Here is a 19,618-nt window from a genome sequence, read left to right as displayed (position 1 = left end):
CCCGCCCCTGTCAAAGCGCTTTTGGCGTCGATCTGTAAAGGAGAAATCATTGGCATGGACTTCGTTCCCGGTTGATCGGTTTCAGGGCGCAATTCGCGCACCAGGTGACAAATCGTGTTCACACCGCGCGCTGATGCTCGCAGGTGCCGCTAACGGCGTGTCTGAAATCTCCGGCCTGCTTGAAGGCGAGGACGTGATCAACACCGCGCGCGCCATGCAGGCCCTTGGCGCTGAGGTCGAGCAGACCGCACCAAAGCGCTGGCGCATCAAGGGGGTCGGAGAGGCAGGTTTGCGCTCACCATTTGCGCCGCTCGACTTTGGCAATTCCGGTACGGGATCGCGCCTGCTGATGGGGCTGATGGCGGGCTATGACCTGACCGCAGAGCTGACGGGCGACAAGAGCCTCTCCTCGCGCCCGATGGCCCGCATCACTGACCCGCTAAAGCTCATGGGCGCGCAGTTTACGCCAGAAGGCCGCGACAAGCTTCCGCTGACCCTGACCGGACGCGCAGACCTTACGCCGATTTCCTATGCGCCCAAGCAGGCCTCTGCGCAGGTAAAATCCGCCATCCTTCTCGCGGGCCTCAATGCCGATGGCCTCACCGAAGTGACCGAGCTTCACGCAACCCGTGACCATACCGAACGCATGCTGCGCAGCTTTGGCGTAGACGTTTCAGTCCGCCCCGGTCGCGGCAGCCAGAACCTCGTCTCCATCAGGGGCGGCCAATCCCTGCAGGCCGTAGAGACGAGCATACCCGGCGACCCGTCATCGGCGGCCTTCCTGATCGCAGGCGCGCTGATCTCTCCATCCGGCGGCGTTGTTGTCGAACACATCATGTCGAATGAGACGCGTGACGGCTTCTTCCAGGCCGCAGGGCGCATGGGCGCTGGTCTTGGCGCAGAAGAAATTGGTGACGGCGCCGGCGAACGCCTGGTCGACCTTCAGGCCGCCACCAGCGAGCTCAAGGGCTGCACCATTCCTGAGACGCTTGTCGCCGCCATGATCGATGAATTCCCGATCCTCGCCGTCATCGCCGCCTTTGCCAAAGGCGAGACCCGCGTGCGCGGCGCGGAAGAGCTGCGCGTCAAGGAAAGCGACCGCATCAGCGCCATCGTCGCCATGCTGCGCGTCAACGGCGTTGAGGTCGAGGAGCATGATGACGGCTTCACAGTCATGGGCTGCGACGGCCCACCACCCGGCGGCGGCCTTGTGGAAACCCGCCACGACCACCGCATCGCCATGAGCGCCCTCGTCATGGGCACGGCCAGCCAGAAGCCTGTCGCCGTCGATGACATCGCAATGATCGCGACGTCCTACCCGGAATTCCTCGACCATATGCGCACGCTTGGCGCTGACATCAGAGAGACATAGACGGCACACCTTGCGCCCGCCTGCGTTCAGCCCTCAAGTGAATACGGAGCGAACTCGACATGATGGGCACGATTGATCTCTATCAGGGCGATATTCTGGATGTAGAGTGCGACGTCATCGTCAACGCCGCGAACAGCTCACTCATGGGCGGCGGCGGGGTCGATGGCGCAATTCATCGTGCTGCCGGACCTGAGCTGAAAGAGGCCTGCAAGCCACTCGCGCCCTGCCCGACAGGCGAGGTCCGCGTCACCGAAGGCTTCGATATTGCTCCACGGCTTGTCTTTCATACGGTCGGCCCTGTCTGGCGCGGCGGCGACCAGGGCGAGGCTGAATTGCTGAAGGCCTGCTACCGCCACTGCCTTGAGGAACTCATCAAACGTGACCTGACCTCCATTGCCTTTCCGGCGATCTCAACCGGCGTCTACGGCTATCCCGCCAATGAGGCGGCCGGCATTGCGGTAAACACCTGCCGCGACTTTGCAAAAGAGCACGCCGTCAAAATCACGCTCACCGCCTTCGACCAGAAAATGGCCACGGCCCTCGAGGGCGCCTTGGATCAGCCCTGAGGGCACTTAGCCTTTCAGGCGAATGTGCTCCGCGCAATTCCCCCCTGAGATGGTGGACAAAACTCTAGCGTGATTGAACATAGCCCGCTGGGAGTGCGGGGGCACACGATGACGCTGGTTTACATCACTGGTCTGGTCTTTCTGGAAGGCTTCCTGCTTCTGCAGCTGACGCGGATGGCTCACGTCCGGTCAAACTCTACAGTTCCAACGATTTTCCTGCAGACCATACAATCGGGATTGTCGCTGGTCTTTCTGACTATCAAGGCATTCTTTCTGTTCGGGACTTTGCATCCAGACTTCCTTCTCGGTGCTGGGATGGTTCTGGCTGCATCACTTGTCGCGGGGCTTGGCCTGCAGGTCATTCTTCAGGTCATGAGCGCAGACAAGAACCGGCGCGCCAATATGCTCCTGTCCTTGTCGAATATGGCGGTCCATAGCCGAACCAACGTTCTGGTGCTTCTGCTGCCAGCCGCAATCAATGCAGGTATACTTCTTTGGGCCTACTTCCATGTCCGCCCCAATGGTGTGGTGGATGCGAGCCGCATCGACTTCGGCATGTTCATTTATTTCACTCTAGGTGCGGGGGCGGGGCTCTTACTCGCTGCACGCGACGTGCCCCGACTCGCTCTGGACCGAACCATAGGCCCGGTGGCAAGAAACATCGTTGCGATCGGATCACTCGTTGCATGGGGCGCGCAGGCCTGGCGTGCGTCATATCCCCTGATCATATTTCCGCCGCCCGTGGTCTGGGGCTTCGAGATCACACTTCCCCATGTCATCGCTGTTGTCGCGGCGCTTTATGCGCTGGTTGTCATGATCCCGGTGATTGTCGGTGCCCGTCTGTACGAAGAGGAGCGCGCCAGAGTTCATCAGAGCGCCGATACAGTCCTGGAGAGGGCTGGGCTCCTCGGAGAAATCAAACTCGATCCGGCTCTCCTGAATTCGTACCGTGACCAGATCGCACGCGATATCGAAGATTTGATGATCGATCTCTTCAAGCGGGATCGCCTGCAGGAAATCATGGCATTCTGGCGCTGGGCGCCTTTGCCCGCGTTCGCATTAACGACGATACGCGGCAAGGAATATCTGAAGCTCGTGGACAATTGGCGCTCGGTACAGCTCGCGCAAGAGGCCGACCGCCACATGATCCTCAATGTGATTGAACGCCAATGGTTCAGTGAACTGATCGGTGATGACAAGCAGGTGCCCTACATAAAACAGATCGGCGGCCTCGCGACGACCGTGCGCAAGGAAATGCCAAAATGGAATTACCGGACACGCACTTTCGATGAGCTCGTCGTTGTTCGCGAAGAACTTGCCGGCGATGATATTCAGAATGCCAGCGGCCTGGCCCGCCTCGCCAAAGCGAATATCTCGCAGCTCTATCGCAAATCGAACGGCCGGTCTGTGCTCACGGCTGGCTACATGGCCGTCCTCACCATCCTTCTCCCATTCGTCCTGTCGCTTTATGAGGACGACATAAAGGACATGCGCCCTGCCCTGCTTGAGCAGATCCCTGAGACGCTTGGCGGTCGCTAGGCGGTCAATTCCTTGATCGTCTCAAGGTGTGGCGAGAGGTCGAGACCCTGCGCGGCCAGCCAGTCGGAATTGTAATAGGTATCGAGATAGCGCTCCCCGCCATCACAGATGAGCGTTGCAACGCTGCCTTCCCGGCCCGCCTCGCGCATTTCCGCCATCAGGTGCAACGCAGCCCAGACATTCGTACCGGTCGAGCCGCCGCACTTGCGGCCAAGTACGGTTTCCAGCCAGTGAACGGTCGCCAGTGACGCGGCATCCGGCACCTGAACCATCCGGTCGATCACGCGCGGCTGGAACGACGCTTCGACCCTTGGCCGCCCGATCCCTTCGATCCGTGAGCGCGTCTGCAGGCGCACATCCCGGTCACCTGAATTGTAATAGTCGTAGAAGACAGAGTTCTCAGGGTCGGCGACGCAAAGCTGCGTCTTGCCGGAGAGGTCACCGCGATAGCGGATAAACCGGCCGATTGTCGCCGAGGTCCCGCCCGTACCTGCGCTCATCACCACCCAGTCAGGGATGGAGTGCTCTTCCAGCGCCAGCTGCGCAAACAGGCTCTCGGCGATATTGTTATTCCCGCGCCAGTCTGTGGCCCGCTCGGCGAAGGTGAACTGGTCCATGTAATGACCGCCGGTTTCGCGCGCGATCCGCTCAGCTTCGGCATAGATCTGCGAGGCGGGCACCGAACGGGTCTCGGCGCCATAGAAGTTGATCTGGTCGATCTTCTTCTGCGCGGTCCCCTCTGGCACGACGGCGATGAAGCGCAGGCCCAGCAGTTTGGCGAAATAGGCCTCAGACACGGCGGTTGAGCCCGAGGAGCTTTCCACTACGACCGTGTCCGGCCCGATGGCGCCATTGCAGATGCCATAGAGATAGAGAGACCGCGCGAGGCGGTGCTTCAGACTGCCAGACGGGTGGATCGACTCGTCTTTCAGATAGAGCTGCTGGCCCGGAAAGCCCGGCAGGTCGACCCGGATGAGGTGCGTGTCCGAGGAGCGGTTGAAGTCGGCATTGAGACGGCGCACCGCCTCACACACCCAGTTGCGTTGCGCGCATAGACCACTCATCAGCCTGTCTTCCTTGTATCCGGGGCCAGTCTCAAGGCCCGAATTGACAGGTGACTGCACCGCAATGCAAGGCTGGTTGACCCTTCCGGCTACATGACGCATCTGTCCGCGCCATGATTATTGCCATTGATGGAACGCTCGCCTCTGGAAAGGGGACGATTGCCCGCCGCCTGTCGGACCTGTTTGCCCTGCCGCACATGGATACCGGCCGCCTGTACCGTGCCACCGGTGTTGCCGCGATGAATGCAGGCGCTGACCTCACTGATGCCAAAGCCATCGCAGAGGTCGCCTCGAAGCTTGAGCCATCGCTCTTCACCGAGGCCGAGCTTCGCACTGCTGAGGCTGGTCTCGCCGCCTCAAAGGTCGCTGTCCTGCCAGAAGTGCGCGCCGCCCTCCTGGAGCTTCAACGCAACTTCGCCCACCAGCCGACAGGCGCCATCCTCGATGGCCGCGACATCGGCACGGTGGTCTGCCCGGAAGCCGATGTGAAGCTCTGGGTCGATGCTAACGTGGAAGTGCGCGCCAAGCGCCGCCATGCAGAGCTGAAAGCCGCAGGCGACACGATCACGCTCGACGAGCTGACCGCCCAGCTGCGCGAGCGCGACGAACGCGACCGCAACCGCAAGGACGCGCCCATGGTGGCCGCCGCAGATGCGATCTTGATCGACACGACTGATCTGACTATAGACGCCGCTGTGGACAAGGCGCGGGCCGCCGTCGAAATGGCGAACTCCCGTACCGGCTAGCAGGTTCTGGCGCATCTGGCGTCAAATCCAAAAACCTCTGCCCGCCTCGTTCAAGACCCTGACCTTGCGATTACGCCAGCAATCCCGCTTGCGCGTCATAAACCCGTTTGGGTCAGACCTGGAGTTTACATGTCTACTGAAACAATGAATCCGAGCACCGACGATTTTGCAGCAATGTTCGAGGACTCGACCGCTGCATCTACCCTGCAGGAAGGCCGCGTGGTCCCTGCAACTGTCGTTGCCGTAACCAATGACCAGCTCATCCTGGACGTCGGCCTGAAGGTCGAAGGCCGCGTCGCCATGAAGGAATTCATGCTCGAAGACGAGCAGCCGAAGCCGGGCGACATCGTCGAGGTCTTCCTCGAGCGTATCGAAAACCTGATGGGCGAAGCCGTTCTCTCGCGCGACAAGGCGCGCCGCGAAGAGAGCTGGATCAAGCTGGAAGACAGCTACAATAAAGACGAGCCTGTCAAAGGCGCGATCTCTGGCCGTGTCAAAGGCGGCTTCACCGTCGACCTCGGCGGCGTCAATGCCTTCCTTCCTGGTTCCCAGGTCGACATCCGCCCTGTGCGCGACGTTGGCCCGCTGATGGGCGAAGTTCAACCATTCGCGATCCTCAAGCTCGACCGCGCACGCGGCAACATCGTTGTCTCGCGCCGTGCGATCCTTGAAGAGAGCCGTGCCGAACAGCGCGCAGAAATCGTCGAAGCGATGAACGAAGGCGATGTCCGCGACGGCGTCGTGAAGAACATCACCGATTACGGTGCGTTCGTTGATCTCGGCGGCATCGATGGCCTCCTCCACGTCACCGACATGAGCTGGAAGCGCATCAATCACCCAAGCCAGGTCGTCAATGTCGGCGACACGGTGAAGGTCCAGATCATCAAGGTGAACGAAGAAACCCAGCGTATCTCCCTCGGCATGAAACAGCTCGAGGCAGATCCATGGGAAGGCATCGAGAGCAAGTACCTCATCGGTACGCGTCTGCCGGGTGTTGTCACCAACATCACCGACTATGGTGCATTCGTTGAGCTTGAAGATGGCGTTGAAGGCCTGATCCACGTCTCTGAAATGAGCTGGACCAAGAAGAACGTCCATCCTGGCAAGATCGTCTCGACCTCTCAGGAAGTCATGGTCGAAGTGCTCGACGTCGACTCCGAGAAGCGCCGCATCTCGCTCGGCCTCAAGCAGACCCAGGACAATCCATGGTCGGCTTTCCTCGGCGAGCATCCTCCGGGTACCGAAGTCGAAGGCGAAGTCCGTGGCATCACGGAATTCGGTCTCTTCATCGGTCTTGGCCCAGAGCTCGACGGCATGGTCCACATCAACGACATTTCGTGGGATGTGCCAGGTGAGCAGGCAATCGCCAACTTCAACAAGGGCGATCAGGTCCGCGCCAAGGTGCTCGACGTCGACACCGACAAGGAGCGTATCTCGCTCGGCATCAAGCAGCTTTCGGGCGACCCGATGTCCGATCTCGACGTTCGCCGCGGCGACACGGTCACCTGTACGGTCAGCGAAGTCACCTCTGGTGGCATCGAGGTCCAGTTCGGCGATCCGGCCATGACGGCCTTCATCCGCCGCTCTGACCTGTCGCGCGACCGTTCCGAGCAGCGCCCAGAGCGCTTCTCTGTCGGCGACAAGATCGACGCCAAGGTCACGCAGATGGACAAGGCTTCGCGCCGCGTCTCCGTCTCGATCAAGGCGCTCGAGATCTCCGAGGAACAGGAAGCCGTCAAGCAGTATGGTTCTGCTGACAGCGGTGCCTCGCTCGGCGACATTCTTGGTGCCGCGCTCGCATCGGGCGACGACAAGGAGACCTCCAGCAAGGTCACCGAAACCCCGGATGAGATCGACGAAGACAAAAACTAAGCCCGCATATCGGCTTAATTTTTGGTAATTCCGGTCGATTCGGAAGAAACCTGACATAGTTTGGGGCGGAGCCACTGGTTTCCGCCCCAAATTTCATTTACAATCAACGTCATGCTCAGGTCAGAACTGATTGCCCGTCTGGCAGAAGAATATTCGCACCTCCGGCACGATGATCTCGAAAAGATCGTCGCGGTGATCCTTGATGAAATCGCAGAGGCTCTGGCCGAAGGTAACCGCGTCGAGTTACGCGGCTTCGGTGCCTTCTCGGTCAGGGAACGAAAACCGCGCACCGGCAGGAATCCCCGCACTGGCGAGACCGTTGAAGTGAAGGCCAAACGCGTGCCTTTCTTCCGGCCCGGCAAGGAGTTGCGCGCCCGCGTCAATGGCGGCGACGACCCCGAAGCGCGCTAGCTTAGGCCTACCAGCTCTACATCATTCGCCCCCGGCCAGTTGACGCTAGGTCCAAAGCTGGGAATATCGGCGCTAGCCACAGGGTCGGCTTGCTCAGGGAGACACATCAATGTTCAAGGAATTCAAAGAGTTCGCAATGAAGGGAAACCTGGTCGATCTGGCCGTTGGTTTCATTCTCGGCGGTGCGTTCTCGACCATCGTAAAGTCGCTCGTCAACGACATCATCATGCCCCCGCTCGGCCTGGTGCTCGGCGGCGTCGATTTCGCCGATCTTCTCGTCCCGTTGGATGGCGGCACTTATGACTCGCTCGAAGCGGCCAATGAGGCTGGCGCACCCGTCATCGCCTATGGCCTCTTCATCAATAACGTCATTTCCTTCCTCATCATGGCATTTGCCCTCTTCTTCGTCGTGAAGGGCATCAACAGCATGAAGCGCAAGCAGGAAGAAGCACCGGCAGAGGCACCGCCTCCACCGCGCCAGGAAGTCCTCCTCGAAGAAATCCGCAACCTGCTCGCCAAGCAACAGAGCTAGGGCGCAAACTTCTTCGCCAGAACAAGAAAGGGCGGCTCCGATGGGGCCGCCCTTTTTCCATGTCCGTCAGTGGTGAGCCGGCCTAGTATTCATAGATTTCCCAGCCGGTCATCTCGATCGTATAGGCCGCGTCAGCCAGATCAGTGTCCTGTCTCGCCGTGCGGATCGTGCCTTCAATCCACACCGCCTGCGACAGGTCACGCAGCTTGATCTTGTCTTCGGTCGCGACAAATACCGTCTGGTTCGGCGGTGGCGGCGGGGCGTGCAGGCAGGCGCCATAATAGGGCACAAGCAGGAACTCAGAGATCTCGGCTTCAGATCCGTAATCGAACGGCACCGTATAGCCTGGAAGGCGGATCTTCATGCCGTCCAGCTCCTCGACGACGTTGAACGTGCCGATCTGGATGGCCTGGTCAGCAGCAGAGCCCTCCGCAATGCCACCGCCCGAATAAAGCCGCGCCATCTGCGCCTGGTACATTTCGGCGATCCGCTCTTCCTCGCCCTCCGGCATCAACTCTTCCCAACCGATTTCGGTAATGCCGCGCGCTTCCAGCTCGGCGTCGCGTTGGGCTTGCTGGGCCAGAGACGATGTCTCGGGTTCTGGAACCGGGTCGCCGATCTCAGGCTCGCTCGCCGTGGTCTGTCCGGCCGGTTCAGTCACTTCAGGGGCGTCTGGCTGCGGCTGGGCCGCCTCACTCGGTTCGCCGCCGCACGCTGCGATGACAAGAAAGCTCGCAGCCGAAAGTAGAGGGTGGAAATGTTTCATGGATACAAAATAGTGCGTCCTGAAGCCCGCTGCCACAGACAAGTTCAGACTTGGACGACCACCTTTCTAACTAGAGCTTCACTGTCAAACCGTCGGCCAGCGACCGGCGAAGCGCCATCACGGCCGGTATTGTCCCGATCAGCGTGGCCGCACCAGATACCGCCAGCACCGTCCATCCATCCACGGCTGAAATGCCAAGTCCGCCGATTGAGATGCCATAGGCGGATGACAGGATCGGCCCGGCTATCAGCAGCCCAAGCTGTACCAGCAACACGCCGGCAATTGCGCCGCAAAACCCAAGCATCGCCGCCTCTGCCACCATCAGAAAAAAGATATGCCCCGGCCGCGCGCCAGTTGCGCGCAGGATCGCCATCTCCCGGCGCCGCTCGTTGAGGCTCGTCAGAATACTGGTCAGCACAGACACAAGACCAACCGCGATCACAAATACCGACACGGCGATCAGCGCGCGCTCCACGATCCCAGTTACCTGCCACAGCTCTCCCAGTGCCACACCGGGGATGATCGCCAGCAATGGCTCGCCGCCCTGCGTATTGAGAGCCCTCTGCGTGCGAAGCAATGTCCCGCGCTGCTCGAGGCCGACAAATACCGCCGTGATCGATTTCGGTGTCAGGTCGAAACCGCGGATCATCTCTTCACTGATCGTATCTGCGAACGGGCTTCGCGTGCCGCTCTCCCAGCCGACATGGATCGCCGTCACGCCTTCGAGCGGGATGTGGATCGACCGGTCTACTGGCGTGCCGGTCTTGGCAAGGACGCCGGTCACGACGAAAGGCTTGTCTTCATGGTCGGTCAGACCGCCAGCGCCGAGACCGTGCGTCAGCACCAACTCGCTGCCAATGGAATAGTCGAGCTCTTCGGCCACATCAGCGCCAATGACCGCTTCATAGATGTCGCTGAACTGTGCGCCATCTGCCAAGCGGAGTGCCGTCCCGCCGCCATGCTTGTAATGCTCGAAATAGGACTCATTCGTTCCCACCACCCGAAAGCCGCGGTGATTGTCCCCAAGCGATAGCGGAATGGTCCACGCAACATCGTCGCGACCCGCTATATCTTCATACGTATCCCAGCGTATCTCAGCGGTGGCACTGCCCAGTCGGAAAACCGAATAGAGCAGCAGATTGATCTGCCCGGTCGGCGCACCGACGATCAGATCAGTCCCCGAAATCGTATTGTCGAACCCGGCCCGCGCTCCATTGCGTACCTTGTCGACACCAAGGAAAAGCGCGACCGACAGCGCAACGGCCAGGATGGTCAGCAGGGCAGACCCCCGCCGGTTCATCAGGCTGCGCCAGGCAAGGCCAAGAATGGAAAAGCCCATCAGACGCCTCCCTTCGCGCGGTTAATCTCAGACAGGTCGACGCTGCGATCAAAATGCCCTGCCAGCGACGCGTCATGACTGACAAAGAGAAGCGCAGAGCCGGACCGGCCCGCTTCCTCATTCAACAGCTCGATGAAGCGGTCACGCGCATCAGCATCGAGGGCAGATGTTGGCTCGTCTGCAATGATCAGATCCGGCCCACCGATCAGCGCGCGGGCAACCGCAACGCGCTGCTGCTGGCCAACCGACAGCTCCGTCACCGGACGCGCCAGCAAGCGATCGCCGCTCAGGCCAAGTCGCGACAGCAGCCTCACCGCCTCATCGTTCAGCTTGCTGTCCCCGCCCGCTGCCTCGCGGCGGGAAGATGAGAACCTGCATGGCAAGGTCACATTCTGGACGAGCGAGAGATACGGCACGAGGTTGAACATCTGGAAGATGACGCCCAGCCGATCTGCCCGCAGCGCATCGCGCTTTGGCCCGCTTAGCGCCGTCATGTCATGGCCCAGAACTTCAACCTTGCCAGATTGCGGCTCCAGAACGCCCGCGATCAGTCCGAGCAGCGTTGATTTGCCGGACCCACTCGGCCCGCGAAGGAAGACACGCTCGCCCGTATCGACCCTGAATTCAGGAATATCGAGCAGGGTCGGACCATCCTGCCAGGCAAAGCGCAAATCGATGAGATCGATGACAGGCGGTGTGGTCACGATAGGTCTAGTTGATCCTCAGTTCCGGGTTCGCGCGTGTCAGCTCTGCACTGTTCTGCGTCACATCCGAAACATAGACTGCTTCGACTTCTGTCAAAGTTGGATAAGCACTGAATGCAACAACGCGGATCGCCTCAAGCGCGCCGACATCTGCACAGTTATACTCGGCAGATGTCTGAAGTTCGCCGTGACCGTTTGCGAGGCGTGTCGACATCGAGCGCGAAACCAGATCGCATCCGACATCACCCACAAGGTTCACAATGTTGGTCTCATCGCGAAGTGTCTCCTGAACGGCCTCAATCTCCGCCTGATCCTCATCAGTCTGCGGGCTTTCTGGTGCCCCAAACGAGGCAAGCGGCGCGTCAAACGAGATCGAAATGGTGCTGTTCTGAACCGTTACCGCCAACATTGCGTTGCCATGCTGGTGGGAGCCTAACCGCGCGGCCGGCTCATCGCTGGCATGATCATGGTCATCATGCGCCTCTTCACCATGATCGTGCTCTTCATGATCATAGTCTTCGGTTTCTGCAACAATCTCGGTTGCTTCCCCATCGGCCACGACAACTTCCGTTGTGTCCTCTTCAAGGCTGACTTCAGCCCCATCCGGGTCCTGCGCTTCAGGGACGTCTGAACCGGCCTCTCCACCGCAGGCGGTTAGCAAGGCGGCCGAAGCCAAAACGATAAAGCTTGCACTGCAATACTTCATGATAGTCCCTTTCGCGCGTCACCATCCGGGTGTATGGCCTCGCATTCCTTAAATGAGATACTATAACGTCTCAACCAGCAATCGTGCATCAATGCAAGTTCGTCCGCGCGCGAACGCCAAGAGCAAGTCAGGCAATCGAAGCCCATGCCGTCTTACCTGCAAGCTCCAGTGTTCTTTGGCCTGATCGCCGCCTTTGTCACCACGATCGGCCTCGTCATCGTGGCACAGCGTGCGCCATGGACGGAAAGAAATGCGTCCATCTTCGGACTCGCTGCGGCCGGCATGCTCGCCACGCTCGCCTTCCTGCACATCATCCCCGAAGCCTTTCACCTTTCACGCCAGGCCCCAATCTGGCTGGCCACCGGCTTCTTTGGCGGTCTCCTGCTGCACAATGCGGTGGCGCTCCTCTTCCCCGAACGCCCGGGGCGAAAGCCGGTCAACGTCGCCTTCACCCCCATCATTGCCATCGCCTTTCACTCCTTCATCGATGGCATCATCTATTCAGTGACTTTCGCGAACAGCTTCGAGTCAGGCGTCTACGCCTCGCTCGGCCTTATCCTGCATGAGTTTCCCGAAGGCGTAATCGCCTTCGCGATCATGAAGCGCGCCGGGGTCAGCAACATGAAATCGTTCTGGATCGCCTTTCTTGCCGCCGCCGCTACGACGCCCGCAGGCGCGCTTGTCTCAGCACCAATCATGTTCATGCTCGAGCAGGAAACGCTCGGCGCGCTCTTTGCGATGTCGGCAGGGCTCCTCCTCTTCGTCGCGACAGGCCCGCTCATGGCACCTTTGAAGGAAACCAAACCCGCACGCGGACTTGGCGCCGTTGGCGCAGGGGTGTTTGCGGCGATGCTTATCTTCCTCGCCCCAATCCACAGTGGGCATAATCATGCTATGGATACCCTCCACGATCATGATCACGACCATGCGCCAAGTGCGGACCAACCCGACTTTTCGCAAATGTAGGCCATGATGACAGTCTGGTATGGCAATACGCCACCGGGCTTTCACAACCTCTCCAAAAACACCGCCAGTACACCGTCACTGCACCATCAGTGCACCGCTCCGGCACCACATTTGCAACGGTTAGCAAAAGGTTACCGGAGCGCGGATGAATGCGGGACAAAATCGGAAAATACTTCAGCGCGCTGATCGTATCGCTCGTCTCAATGTATTGCGGCGCCAGCCGTTACGCCTTCGCTGAAACGGCTGCGCCCCAGGCCTGCGGTCTCAACGACGCACTCGCCTGGCAGATGCAGCTCGACGCGCCCGAAGAAGAGGGAACGCCCGCCTATATCCGCCGCATCACCGAAGACTTCATCAATCGCTGCCCGAACCGCCCCGAGGTCCCAAGCGCCCATCAGATTGCCGGCATGGCTGCAGGCTGGGAGGGGCTTTCCGAGGTCTCCGTCCAACACTTCCGCAAGGCGGGCGCGATGCGTGACAGCGATGCCCTTTTCATGGCTGCAGCGGGCGAACTTCATACCGGAAACAGCGACATTGCCTGGGCCCTTCGCGACCGCGCCATCGCCTTGTGGACGCAGCGCCTCGCCCATCGCGGTGCAGAGGTGAACTCTTTTGAGGTTCGCGGTGGGACAATTCATGCGATCCGCTTTGCCGGCCCGCGCGCTTCGACGGGAGCAACGCATATATGGCTGGCGCAACCTGATGGTCCCGGCTGGCCCGGCGTGCTGACCTTGCAGTCGAGCGACCAGCTCAACGCCCTCCACCGCCTCACCGCAGGCGAAGACGCGAAACCCATCTCTCACCTTCGATTTGTCCGGTGCCAGTCGCGCCGCCTTCTGGCGCGGACAGAGGACGCCTTTACTGAGGAAGAGCTGGAGGAACTCGCCGAGCAATCGCTGACGGCCTACCTCGCAGACCCGGACCGGGAAGGTGAGGAGGAGTATTCCACCTGTATTCTCGCCCGTCACATGCTGGCAGAGCCTCAGGATCCCGCGCTGCTATTGACCCAGTAGGCCAATCTGGCACTGCTGTGACCGTCACACTTTCAGGCGGAAGACGCTGGGGGCCTTTCACGGATGCCAAAGGCACTATCCATCCCTTTGATGCTGTCAGGCCTCCTCCTGATCTGCGCCCCCCTCATCATCTACGCCCTCGATTCCCTGATCGGTCTGGGCAGGCTTGATCCGCTTACACTTTCCACCCTGATCGGGACGCTGGGCGCAGGTCTTCTGGCCTTCAGCCAGGGTGACCGCTGGCCGCGCTTCTTCCTCGCCCTTGGCGCAGGATTGGGCGTCCTGATCCTGCAGATTTACGGGATTGTGTTTCTGGTGCTGGGCTCGAGCGGGCTCTAGCTGGAGCGGAAAGCGAACTTTCCATACCCGGCAAAGGACACCAGCGTGCAGATGACTGTCGCAATGGCTGTAGCCAATACAGGCGGGCAGGTTGGCACCATTACGAGCAGGCCCGCATAAAGCAGATAGTTGAGCGCCGCGACGCTGGCTGCCACGGAAAAGTATCGTCCAGCCTCAGAGATCTGGCTGCCGTTGCTGGCGCCAAATGTGAAGGCGCGGTTCAGCCGCCAGGTCACGAACATCGCAAACAGGATAGAGACGACTCGCGCCGCAAAGGGGTCGATACCGCCTGAAATCAGGAGGAAAAGTGTTCCAGCGTCCGCCAGAAAGCCGAGCCCGCCAACCAGAACGAAACGTACGAATTTTGCCTTCAGGACCTGATTGATCACGATTTCCATTCGGGCGCAGGATAGCTGAGGAAGACGGAGCGTTTTGCCTCCACACGGGCCCGGGCAAGACTGTCGAGAATCAGCCCGCAAACCGCCGTCACTGTTGCGACGATCACGAGCCCCATGGATAGGACCGCCGTCGGGAAACGTGGCACGAGGCCGGTCTGGAAGTAGGTCAGCGCAAGCGGCGCCGCGAGGCAGAGCGCGGCTAGTGTCAGCGCAAGGCCAATCGCGCCAAAGAAAGCTGCCGGACGGGTTTCCTTGGCCAGCACCATGAACATTCCGAGAATGCGGAAACCGTCGCGGAATGTCTTGAGCTTGGAGGTCGAATCCTCTGGACGCACGCCATAGGGCGTCGGGCGCTCCAGCGTCGGAATGCCGATCTGGCAGGAATGGACCGACATTTCCGTCTCGATCTCGAAACCGCCTGACACGGCGGGAAACGACTTCACGAACCGGCGGGAAAATACGCGGTAGCCAGAGAAGATGTCGCTGAACTGGCGACCGAAAAGCCGGTTGAACAGCATGTTGAAAATGCGGTTGCCAAAGGCATGGCCGCCGCGGCCAGCATCCTTGGTTACATTGGCGCGCGTTCCGACAACCATATCGACATGGTTCTTCTTCATCAGCTCAACCAACGTCGGCGCGAGCGAGGCATCATAGGTGCCGTCGCCATCGGCCATGACGTAGATGTCTGCCTCAATGTCCGCAAAAATGCGGCGCACGACATGGCCCTTGCCCTGGCGGGTTTCGGTGCGGACGATTGCGCCAGCTTCCCGCGCGATCTGCGCGGTCGCATCGGTCGAGTTGTTGTCGAAAACATAGATTTCGGCCCCGGGAAGCGCGGCGCGGAAATCCTCAACGACACGGGCGATGGTCGCGGCTTCATTATAGCAGGGCAGCGTCACCGCGATGCGGGCTTCTGCCGGGTCAGCGGCTGGACGGGGATCAAAAGTTTCAACAGCCGCGCGCTTCATCGCGTCACCTTTCTGTAACCACATTCGGCGTTTAACAGGGCCAGGTGAACAGCTGGTTACGCCTGCCAGCCCTGAAGACGAGCGTGCATGCAGAGCGAAAGACCCTCCCCCCTCACCTCGAAATGGGTGCTGATCATCTTCGGCCTGATCGTCGTTGGCCTGGTCGCGCTGCAGGCTGGTCCGGCGCTCAGCGGTGACCTTCGCGGCAATGATGACATGATGCGCATGCAACAGGTTCGCGACCTGCTGTCGGGTGAACGTGGCTGGTATGATGTCAGCCAGCGGCGGCTGCTGACGCCTGAAGGCGGGGAAATGCACTGGTCGCGGCTGCCAGATCTTTTCATCGCCGCCATCATCTTCCTGCTGCAGCCCCTGATCGGCACGCGCATGGCAGAAGGCGTGGCAGCGACGCTGTGGCCGATGATGCAGCTAAGCTGGATACTGGCCATGGTCGCCATCTGCCTGAAGCGGCTTGGCGCGACCTTGAGCGGCCAGCTCGCCGGGATGTTCTTCCTCGCCACCTCATTCGCGCTGTTCAACCTCGTACCCGGCCGGATTGACCATCACGGGCTTGGCCTGGCGCTAACACTGACGGGGTTTGCCGCCCTACTCTCCCCCATACGCAATGCGAGGTCCGCCTTCGTCGGCGGTGCCTGCGTCCCCGTCATGCTGAGCCTCGCCATCGAGAATTTGCCAGCCGCCGCTTTCCTGATCGCAGGTTTCTCGATTGCATGGATTGTGCGCGGCGGGATTGAGGCAGGACGCTTGCGCATCTTCGGCGCAACGCTCGTTGTGACCGCACTCCTCACCTATGTGTTCGACGCGCCGGGGGCCCAGGGCGTCCGCACTGTCTGCGATGCCTATGGTCAATCACACTTTGTCGCGCTGCTCGTCGGTGGGGCCGGGCTTTTCATCATCGCAACCGCTGCCCCGACAGCGGACACATGGCGCTTGCGCTTTGCCCTGATCGCCATTGCCGGGGCGGTCGCGCTCGCGACCTTCATCGTTATCAACCCGTCCTGCCTCGGCAACCCGTATGGCAATGTCCTCGAAGATGTTCGCACAGGATGGCTCTCTGGGGTGGGCGAAGCCCGGAATGCTGCAGCCGTCTTCGCCGACGATGCCGCGAAAGCAGTGTTCTATTTCGGTTTTGGCTTTGCTGGCGTCATTGCCGCTCTCATCTGTCTCCTGCGCGCTCCGGACGGCCTTCGGCTCGCACGCAGCTTCCTGCTCGCCTTCTGCCTGCTCGGCTTTGCGATCTCGCTCTGGCAGCTGCGTGCAGCGATGATGTCCCACGCTTTTGCGGCTATTGCAGGCGGCTTGCTGACCGGCTTTGCCTTCCAGCACTGGAGACGAAAACGCGGCGGACAGACGGCGCTTGTCCTCGTGCTGGTGGCCCTGCTCGCCTCACCAGCTGGCTGGCGCCTGCCGGGCCTGCTGCTAGCTGATGCAGAGGATGAAGCCGAGACGACTGACTATGACTGCACCTCAGCCGCGGCGCTGGCGCAGGTCGCCGCTGCGCCAAGCATGGTCGTTTTCACCCCGATCGATCTTGGCGCACCGCTGATCTATCACACGCCGCACTATGCAACGGCAGCGCCCTACCATCGCAATGTGCATGCGCTCTCACGGACGCTGAATATCTATTCCGGCCCGGTCTCCAGAGCGCGTGAGAAGATGTCCCGATCAGGGGCCACGCACCTTCTCTATTGCCCCGGCCTGAATGAGATGGCGGCCTATGCAGAGCGCGCCCCGGACGGCTTTGCAGCCGCACTGGAAAGCGGCAACATTCCGAATTGGTTGGTCGCGACAACGCCGGAAGAGAACAGAACCGGCGACCCGGTCCTTTACAGCATCGTCTTCGACCGCAATTGACGTCGCGAATGCTTTGCGGCAACGGAGGGCATGTCAAAACTGGATACGCCCGAAAAAGTCGTCGACGCGCTTGAGGCGCTCTATTCGAACGCCGTCAACGCGCTCACATCAAGCCTTGAGACCTATCTTAATGAAGGCAAGGCGCCGCCGATCGAGCTGCGCACAGCGCGCACCTTCTGCTACCCCGCCCTGATCGTTCGATATGACCCTGAGGGGCCACCGCCGCCAATCTCCCGCGCATTCGGGAAGATGTCGGAGCCCGGCACCTATATGTCGACCATCACCCGGCCCGACTATTACCGCCCTTACCTGCTGGAACAGCTTCGCCCGCTGATGCGCGACTATCCGGTCGAGGTTGAGGTTAAACCGTCAGGGTCCGAAATCCCGTACGCCTATGTCTGGGACCAGGCAGACGCGAAGGGGCTGGACGAGGTCAACCCGGCAGAGCTTGCCCGCTGGTTCCCGTCTCCAACCCTGTCGGCTATTGGCGACGAAGTGGCTGATGGCGAACTTCACGAACCCGGTTCCACCCGCCCGCTTGCCCTGTTTGACGGGCCGCGCACCGACTATTCGCTGAAGCGCCTCGCCCACTATACGGGCACGCCGGTCGAGCACATGCAGCGCTATGTGCTGTTCACCAACTATCATCGCTATGTCGATGCCTTCTGCGACTGGGGCGTCCAGCAGCTGGAAAAGGGCTCACGCTATACCGGACTGTCGGTCGCTGGCGGCCTTGTTGTCGATGCGAAGACGCCGGATGCAAAGTCGGCCATCGATGCAGCGCCGTGGCGGCGTTTCCAGATGCCGGCCTATCACCTGATGGCTGAAGACCGGACCGGCATTACGCTGGTCAATATCGGCGTCGGCCCATCCAATGCGAAGACGATCACAGATCACCTGGCAGTCCTTCGCCCTGAATGCTGGCTGATGGTTGGCCATTGCGGGGGTCTGCGCCACTCCCAGCAGATTGGCGATTATGTACTGGCGCACGCCTATCTGCGCGATGACCATGTCCTTGACGGCGTCCTGCCGCCGGACATCCCGATCCCGCCGATTGCAGAAGTTCAGATCGCGCTTCAGCAGGCCGCCGCTGATGTGACTGGCGAGCAGGGCGACGCGCTGAAGAAGCGGCTTCGCACGGGCACGGTCGTGACGACCGATGATCGTAACTGGGAGCTTCGCTTCACAGAGACGGCCCGCCGGTTCAACCAGTCGCGCGCCATCGGCATCGACATGGAGAGTGCGACGATCGCCGCGAACGGCTATCGCCTGCGTGTGCCCTATGGCGTCCTGCTCTGCGTGTCCGACAAGCCGCTGCATGGCGAGATCAAGCTGCCCGGCGCGGCGAACCGCTTCTATGAACGCGCCATCGGAGAGCATATCCGCATCGGTATCGAGACGCTGGAACGGCTCGCCCGTGATGGCGGGGCGGCGCTGCATTCTCGTAAATTGCGCGCCTTCGATGAGCCGCCTTTCCGCTAGGGCGCGGGTGGACGGCTGTGGGCGATCATCCTAGCTCACCTCACAGCATTGATGGTAAAAGGCAGACAGTATGGACGACCGGGTAAAGCCGCTCGAAGGCGTACGGAATTTTCGTGATTTTGGCGGCTATGAAGGCGTCGATGGCGCACGCATCAAATCAGGCAAGCTCTATCGGTCCGGCCATTTCGGTGAAGCATCCGACAATGACCTGACCGCGATCGAGCTATTCAACATCACGCTGCAGGCAGACCTGCGCCGCCCGGATGAGCGCGAGCGCCACGGCGACAAGTGGCCTGTCAAAGGCGTCCACCGCCTCTATTCAGACCTTGGCCGCGAGACCGATGCCCCGCACGTCAATTTCCTGCGCCAGGTCGCCATTGACGCCGACAGCTCGCGCGGCTGGATGCGCGACTACTACGTCAACGCGCCTTACCGGCCTGCGCTGGTCGAGACCTATACGGCCTGGTTCGACCATCTTGCCAACCTGGACGATGACAAGGCCGCCCTTGTGAACTGTGCCGCCGGCAAGGACCGCACCGGCATTCTCTGCGCCCTCACCCATCACGCCCTCGGTGTGTCGATGGACGACATCTTTGTTGATTATGAACTCACCAATTCTGCGGCGAATGTCGAAGAACGGCTGCCGGAAGCTGCGGCCTATTTCAACGACATGCTGTCCAAGAACTTCGATGAGGCGGTGTATCAGCCTTTTGTCGGTGTGGACCCCGAATTCCTCGAGGCCGCAATCGCCGCCATCAAGGACCAGTCAGGCGACATCGATACCTATCTGGTAACGACGCTCGGCGTTGATGATGCCAAGCGTGAGACGATCCGCGAGAAGCTGCTGGCCTGATCGGCCTGACGCGGCGGCATAGGCAAGTAGACGCTTTCCAAGTTTCGATTTTTGGCAGAGGCTGCCTCCCAGAGCACTGGACAAAAAGTGCGACTGGGAAGGAAACG

The 19,618-nt window shown here is 60.6% G+C and carries 20 protein-coding genes; 13 read left to right on the top strand and 7 right to left on the bottom strand.

Features of this window, described 5'->3' with window-relative positions; translation table 11 throughout:
• Nucleotides 1-49 precede the first annotated feature (49 nt).
• From aroA to D1222_RS07400, 3 genes are all read left to right on the top strand, one after another.
• Nucleotides 50-1,372 carry a 3-phosphoshikimate 1-carboxyvinyltransferase gene (aroA, locus tag D1222_RS07410; RefSeq protein ID WP_119453538.1) on the top strand — a complete coding sequence of 441 codons (1,323 nt, stop codon included), beginning with the start codon at nt 50-52 and terminating at the stop codon, nt 1,370-1,372.
• 59 nt (nt 1,373-1,431) lie between these two features.
• A complete protein-coding gene (locus D1222_RS07405; protein WP_182481895.1) occupies nt 1,432-1,938 on the top strand; it encodes a macro domain-containing protein in 507 nt (168 codons plus the stop codon).
• Between the two features lie 108 nt (nt 1,939-2,046).
• The gene (locus D1222_RS07400; RefSeq protein WP_119453537.1) at nt 2,047-3,477 is read left to right on the top strand and encodes a hypothetical protein; all 1,431 of its coding nucleotides are present in this window, start codon (nt 2,047-2,049) and stop codon (nt 3,475-3,477) included.
• Here D1222_RS07400 and D1222_RS07395 read toward each other — a convergent pair.
• Nucleotides 3,474-4,541 (bottom strand): PLP-dependent cysteine synthase family protein, encoded by a 1,068-nt coding sequence (locus tag D1222_RS07395; protein ID WP_119453536.1) that lies wholly within the window; start codon nt 4,539-4,541, stop codon nt 3,474-3,476. The genes D1222_RS07400 and D1222_RS07395 overlap by 4 nt on opposite strands.
• A 113-nt stretch (nt 4,542-4,654) precedes the next feature.
• Between D1222_RS07395 and cmk the strand changes: the two genes are divergently transcribed.
• From cmk to mscL, 4 genes are all read left to right on the top strand, one after another.
• A complete protein-coding gene (gene cmk / locus D1222_RS07390) occupies nt 4,655-5,287 on the top strand; it encodes a (d)CMP kinase (protein WP_119453535.1) in 633 nt (210 codons plus the stop codon).
• Nucleotides 5,288-5,416: 129 nt separating this feature from the next.
• A complete protein-coding gene (gene rpsA, locus D1222_RS07385) occupies nt 5,417-7,159 on the top strand; it encodes a 30S ribosomal protein S1 (protein ID WP_119453534.1) in 1,743 nt (580 codons plus the stop codon).
• A 111-nt stretch (nt 7,160-7,270) separates the two neighbouring features.
• The gene (locus D1222_RS07380; protein ID WP_119453533.1) at nt 7,271-7,570 is read left to right on the top strand and encodes an integration host factor subunit beta; all 300 of its coding nucleotides are present in this window, start codon (nt 7,271-7,273) and stop codon (nt 7,568-7,570) included.
• 109 nt (nt 7,571-7,679) lie between these two features.
• On the top strand, nt 7,680-8,102 hold the full coding sequence (gene mscL / locus D1222_RS07375; protein ID WP_119453532.1) for a large conductance mechanosensitive channel protein MscL: 423 nt from the start codon (nt 7,680-7,682) through the stop codon (nt 8,100-8,102).
• 82 nt (nt 8,103-8,184) lie between these two features.
• Here the strand turns inward: mscL and D1222_RS07370 are convergent, their stop codons facing one another.
• From D1222_RS07370 to D1222_RS07355, 4 genes are all read right to left on the bottom strand, one after another.
• Entirely contained in the window at nt 8,185-8,868 is a 684-nt protein-coding gene (locus D1222_RS07370; RefSeq protein ID WP_119453531.1) for a DUF3299 domain-containing protein, read from the bottom strand.
• 70 nt (nt 8,869-8,938) lie between these two features.
• The gene (locus D1222_RS07365; protein ID WP_119453530.1) at nt 8,939-10,207 is read right to left on the bottom strand and encodes an ABC transporter permease; all 1,269 of its coding nucleotides are present in this window, start codon (nt 10,205-10,207) and stop codon (nt 8,939-8,941) included.
• Nucleotides 10,207-10,911 (bottom strand): ABC transporter ATP-binding protein, encoded by a 705-nt coding sequence (locus D1222_RS07360; protein WP_119453529.1) that lies wholly within the window; start codon nt 10,909-10,911, stop codon nt 10,207-10,209. Before D1222_RS07360 ends, D1222_RS07365 begins: the two co-directional genes overlap by 1 nt.
• A 7-nt stretch (nt 10,912-10,918) precedes the next feature.
• Entirely contained in the window at nt 10,919-11,617 is a 699-nt protein-coding gene (locus D1222_RS07355) for a ZrgA family zinc uptake protein (protein WP_119453528.1), read from the bottom strand.
• Nucleotides 11,618-11,761: 144 nt separating this feature from the next.
• Here D1222_RS07355 and D1222_RS07350 point away from each other — a divergent pair, with 144 nt between their 5' ends.
• The 3 genes from D1222_RS07350 to D1222_RS07340 all read left to right on the top strand — a co-directional run bounded on the left by D1222_RS07350 (nt 11,762) and on the right by D1222_RS07340 (nt 13,935).
• Nucleotides 11,762-12,583, top strand: coding sequence for a ZIP family metal transporter (locus tag D1222_RS07350; protein WP_119453527.1), 822 nt, complete (start codon nt 11,762-11,764; stop codon nt 12,581-12,583).
• A gap of 149 nt (nt 12,584-12,732) precedes the next feature.
• Nucleotides 12,733-13,596, top strand: coding sequence for a hypothetical protein (locus D1222_RS07345; RefSeq protein ID WP_119453526.1), 864 nt, complete (start codon nt 12,733-12,735; stop codon nt 13,594-13,596).
• A gap of 63 nt (nt 13,597-13,659) precedes the next feature.
• Nucleotides 13,660-13,935, top strand: a complete 276-nt coding sequence (locus tag D1222_RS07340) for a hypothetical protein (RefSeq protein WP_119453525.1) — start codon at nt 13,660-13,662, stop codon at nt 13,933-13,935.
• Here the strand turns inward: D1222_RS07340 and D1222_RS07335 are convergent.
• Together D1222_RS07335 and D1222_RS07330 are read right to left on the bottom strand one after the other, a co-directional pair.
• On the bottom strand, nt 13,932-14,324 hold the full coding sequence (locus D1222_RS07335; RefSeq protein WP_182481894.1) for a GtrA family protein: 393 nt from the start codon (nt 14,322-14,324) through the stop codon (nt 13,932-13,934). The two genes, D1222_RS07340 and D1222_RS07335, sit on opposite strands and share 4 nt — an antisense overlap.
• Nucleotides 14,321-15,301 (bottom strand): glycosyltransferase, encoded by a 981-nt coding sequence (locus D1222_RS07330; RefSeq protein ID WP_119453523.1) that lies wholly within the window; start codon nt 15,299-15,301, stop codon nt 14,321-14,323. The genes D1222_RS07335 and D1222_RS07330 overlap by 4 nt, the downstream gene beginning before the upstream one ends.
• 87 nt (nt 15,302-15,388) lie before the next feature.
• Between D1222_RS07330 and D1222_RS07325 the strand changes: the two genes are divergently transcribed.
• The 3 genes from D1222_RS07325 (at nt 15,389) to D1222_RS07315 (ending at nt 19,511) form a co-directional block, all read left to right on the top strand.
• On the top strand, nt 15,389-17,176 hold the full coding sequence (locus tag D1222_RS07325; RefSeq protein ID WP_119453522.1) for a hypothetical protein: 1,788 nt from the start codon (nt 15,389-15,391) through the stop codon (nt 17,174-17,176).
• Nucleotides 17,177-17,206: 30 nt separating this feature from the next.
• Nucleotides 17,207-18,658, top strand: coding sequence for an AMP nucleosidase (locus D1222_RS07320; RefSeq protein WP_119453521.1), 1,452 nt, complete (start codon nt 17,207-17,209; stop codon nt 18,656-18,658).
• 70 nt (nt 18,659-18,728) lie between these two features.
• Nucleotides 18,729-19,511 (top strand): tyrosine-protein phosphatase, encoded by a 783-nt coding sequence (locus D1222_RS07315; protein WP_119453520.1) that lies wholly within the window; start codon nt 18,729-18,731, stop codon nt 19,509-19,511.
• Nucleotides 19,512-19,618: the final 107 nt, after the last annotated feature.

The sequence above is a fragment of the Henriciella algicola genome (assembly GCF_003576245.1).
In the GTDB taxonomy this organism is placed as follows: domain Bacteria; phylum Pseudomonadota; class Alphaproteobacteria; order Caulobacterales; family Hyphomonadaceae; genus Henriciella; species Henriciella algicola.
The sequence above is the reverse complement of the archived record's forward strand: the minus strand, read 5'-3'. Positions and strand labels throughout refer to the sequence as shown.

Coding starts and splice junctions, on each gene's coding strand:
- D1222_RS07405 (WP_182481895.1), top strand. CDS start 1,432: ATGATGGGCACGATTGATCTCTATCAGGGCGATATTCTGGATGTAGAG.
- D1222_RS07400 (WP_119453537.1), top strand. CDS start 2,047: ATGACGCTGGTTTACATCACTGGTCTGGTCTTTCTGGAAGGCTTCCTG.
- D1222_RS07395 (WP_119453536.1), bottom strand. CDS start 4,541: ATGAGTGGTCTATGCGCGCAACGCAACTGGGTGTGTGAGGCGGTGCGC.
- cmk (WP_119453535.1), top strand. CDS start 4,655: ATGATTATTGCCATTGATGGAACGCTCGCCTCTGGAAAGGGGACGATT.
- rpsA (WP_119453534.1), top strand. CDS start 5,417: ATGTCTACTGAAACAATGAATCCGAGCACCGACGATTTTGCAGCAATG.
- D1222_RS07380 (WP_119453533.1), top strand. CDS start 7,271: ATGCTCAGGTCAGAACTGATTGCCCGTCTGGCAGAAGAATATTCGCAC.
- mscL (WP_119453532.1), top strand. CDS start 7,680: ATGTTCAAGGAATTCAAAGAGTTCGCAATGAAGGGAAACCTGGTCGAT.
- D1222_RS07370 (WP_119453531.1), bottom strand. CDS start 8,868: ATGAAACATTTCCACCCTCTACTTTCGGCTGCGAGCTTTCTTGTCATC.
- D1222_RS07365 (WP_119453530.1), bottom strand. CDS start 10,207: ATGGGCTTTTCCATTCTTGGCCTTGCCTGGCGCAGCCTGATGAACCGG.
- D1222_RS07355 (WP_119453528.1), bottom strand. CDS start 11,617: ATGAAGTATTGCAGTGCAAGCTTTATCGTTTTGGCTTCGGCCGCCTTG.
- D1222_RS07350 (WP_119453527.1), top strand. CDS start 11,762: ATGCCGTCTTACCTGCAAGCTCCAGTGTTCTTTGGCCTGATCGCCGCC.
- D1222_RS07345 (WP_119453526.1), top strand. CDS start 12,733: ATGCGGGACAAAATCGGAAAATACTTCAGCGCGCTGATCGTATCGCTC.
- D1222_RS07340 (WP_119453525.1), top strand. CDS start 13,660: ATGCCAAAGGCACTATCCATCCCTTTGATGCTGTCAGGCCTCCTCCTG.
- D1222_RS07330 (WP_119453523.1), bottom strand. CDS start 15,301: ATGAAGCGCGCGGCTGTTGAAACTTTTGATCCCCGTCCAGCCGCTGAC.
- D1222_RS07325 (WP_119453522.1), top strand. CDS start 15,389: ATGCAGAGCGAAAGACCCTCCCCCCTCACCTCGAAATGGGTGCTGATC.
- D1222_RS07320 (WP_119453521.1), top strand. CDS start 17,207: ATGTCAAAACTGGATACGCCCGAAAAAGTCGTCGACGCGCTTGAGGCG.
- D1222_RS07315 (WP_119453520.1), top strand. CDS start 18,729: ATGGACGACCGGGTAAAGCCGCTCGAAGGCGTACGGAATTTTCGTGAT.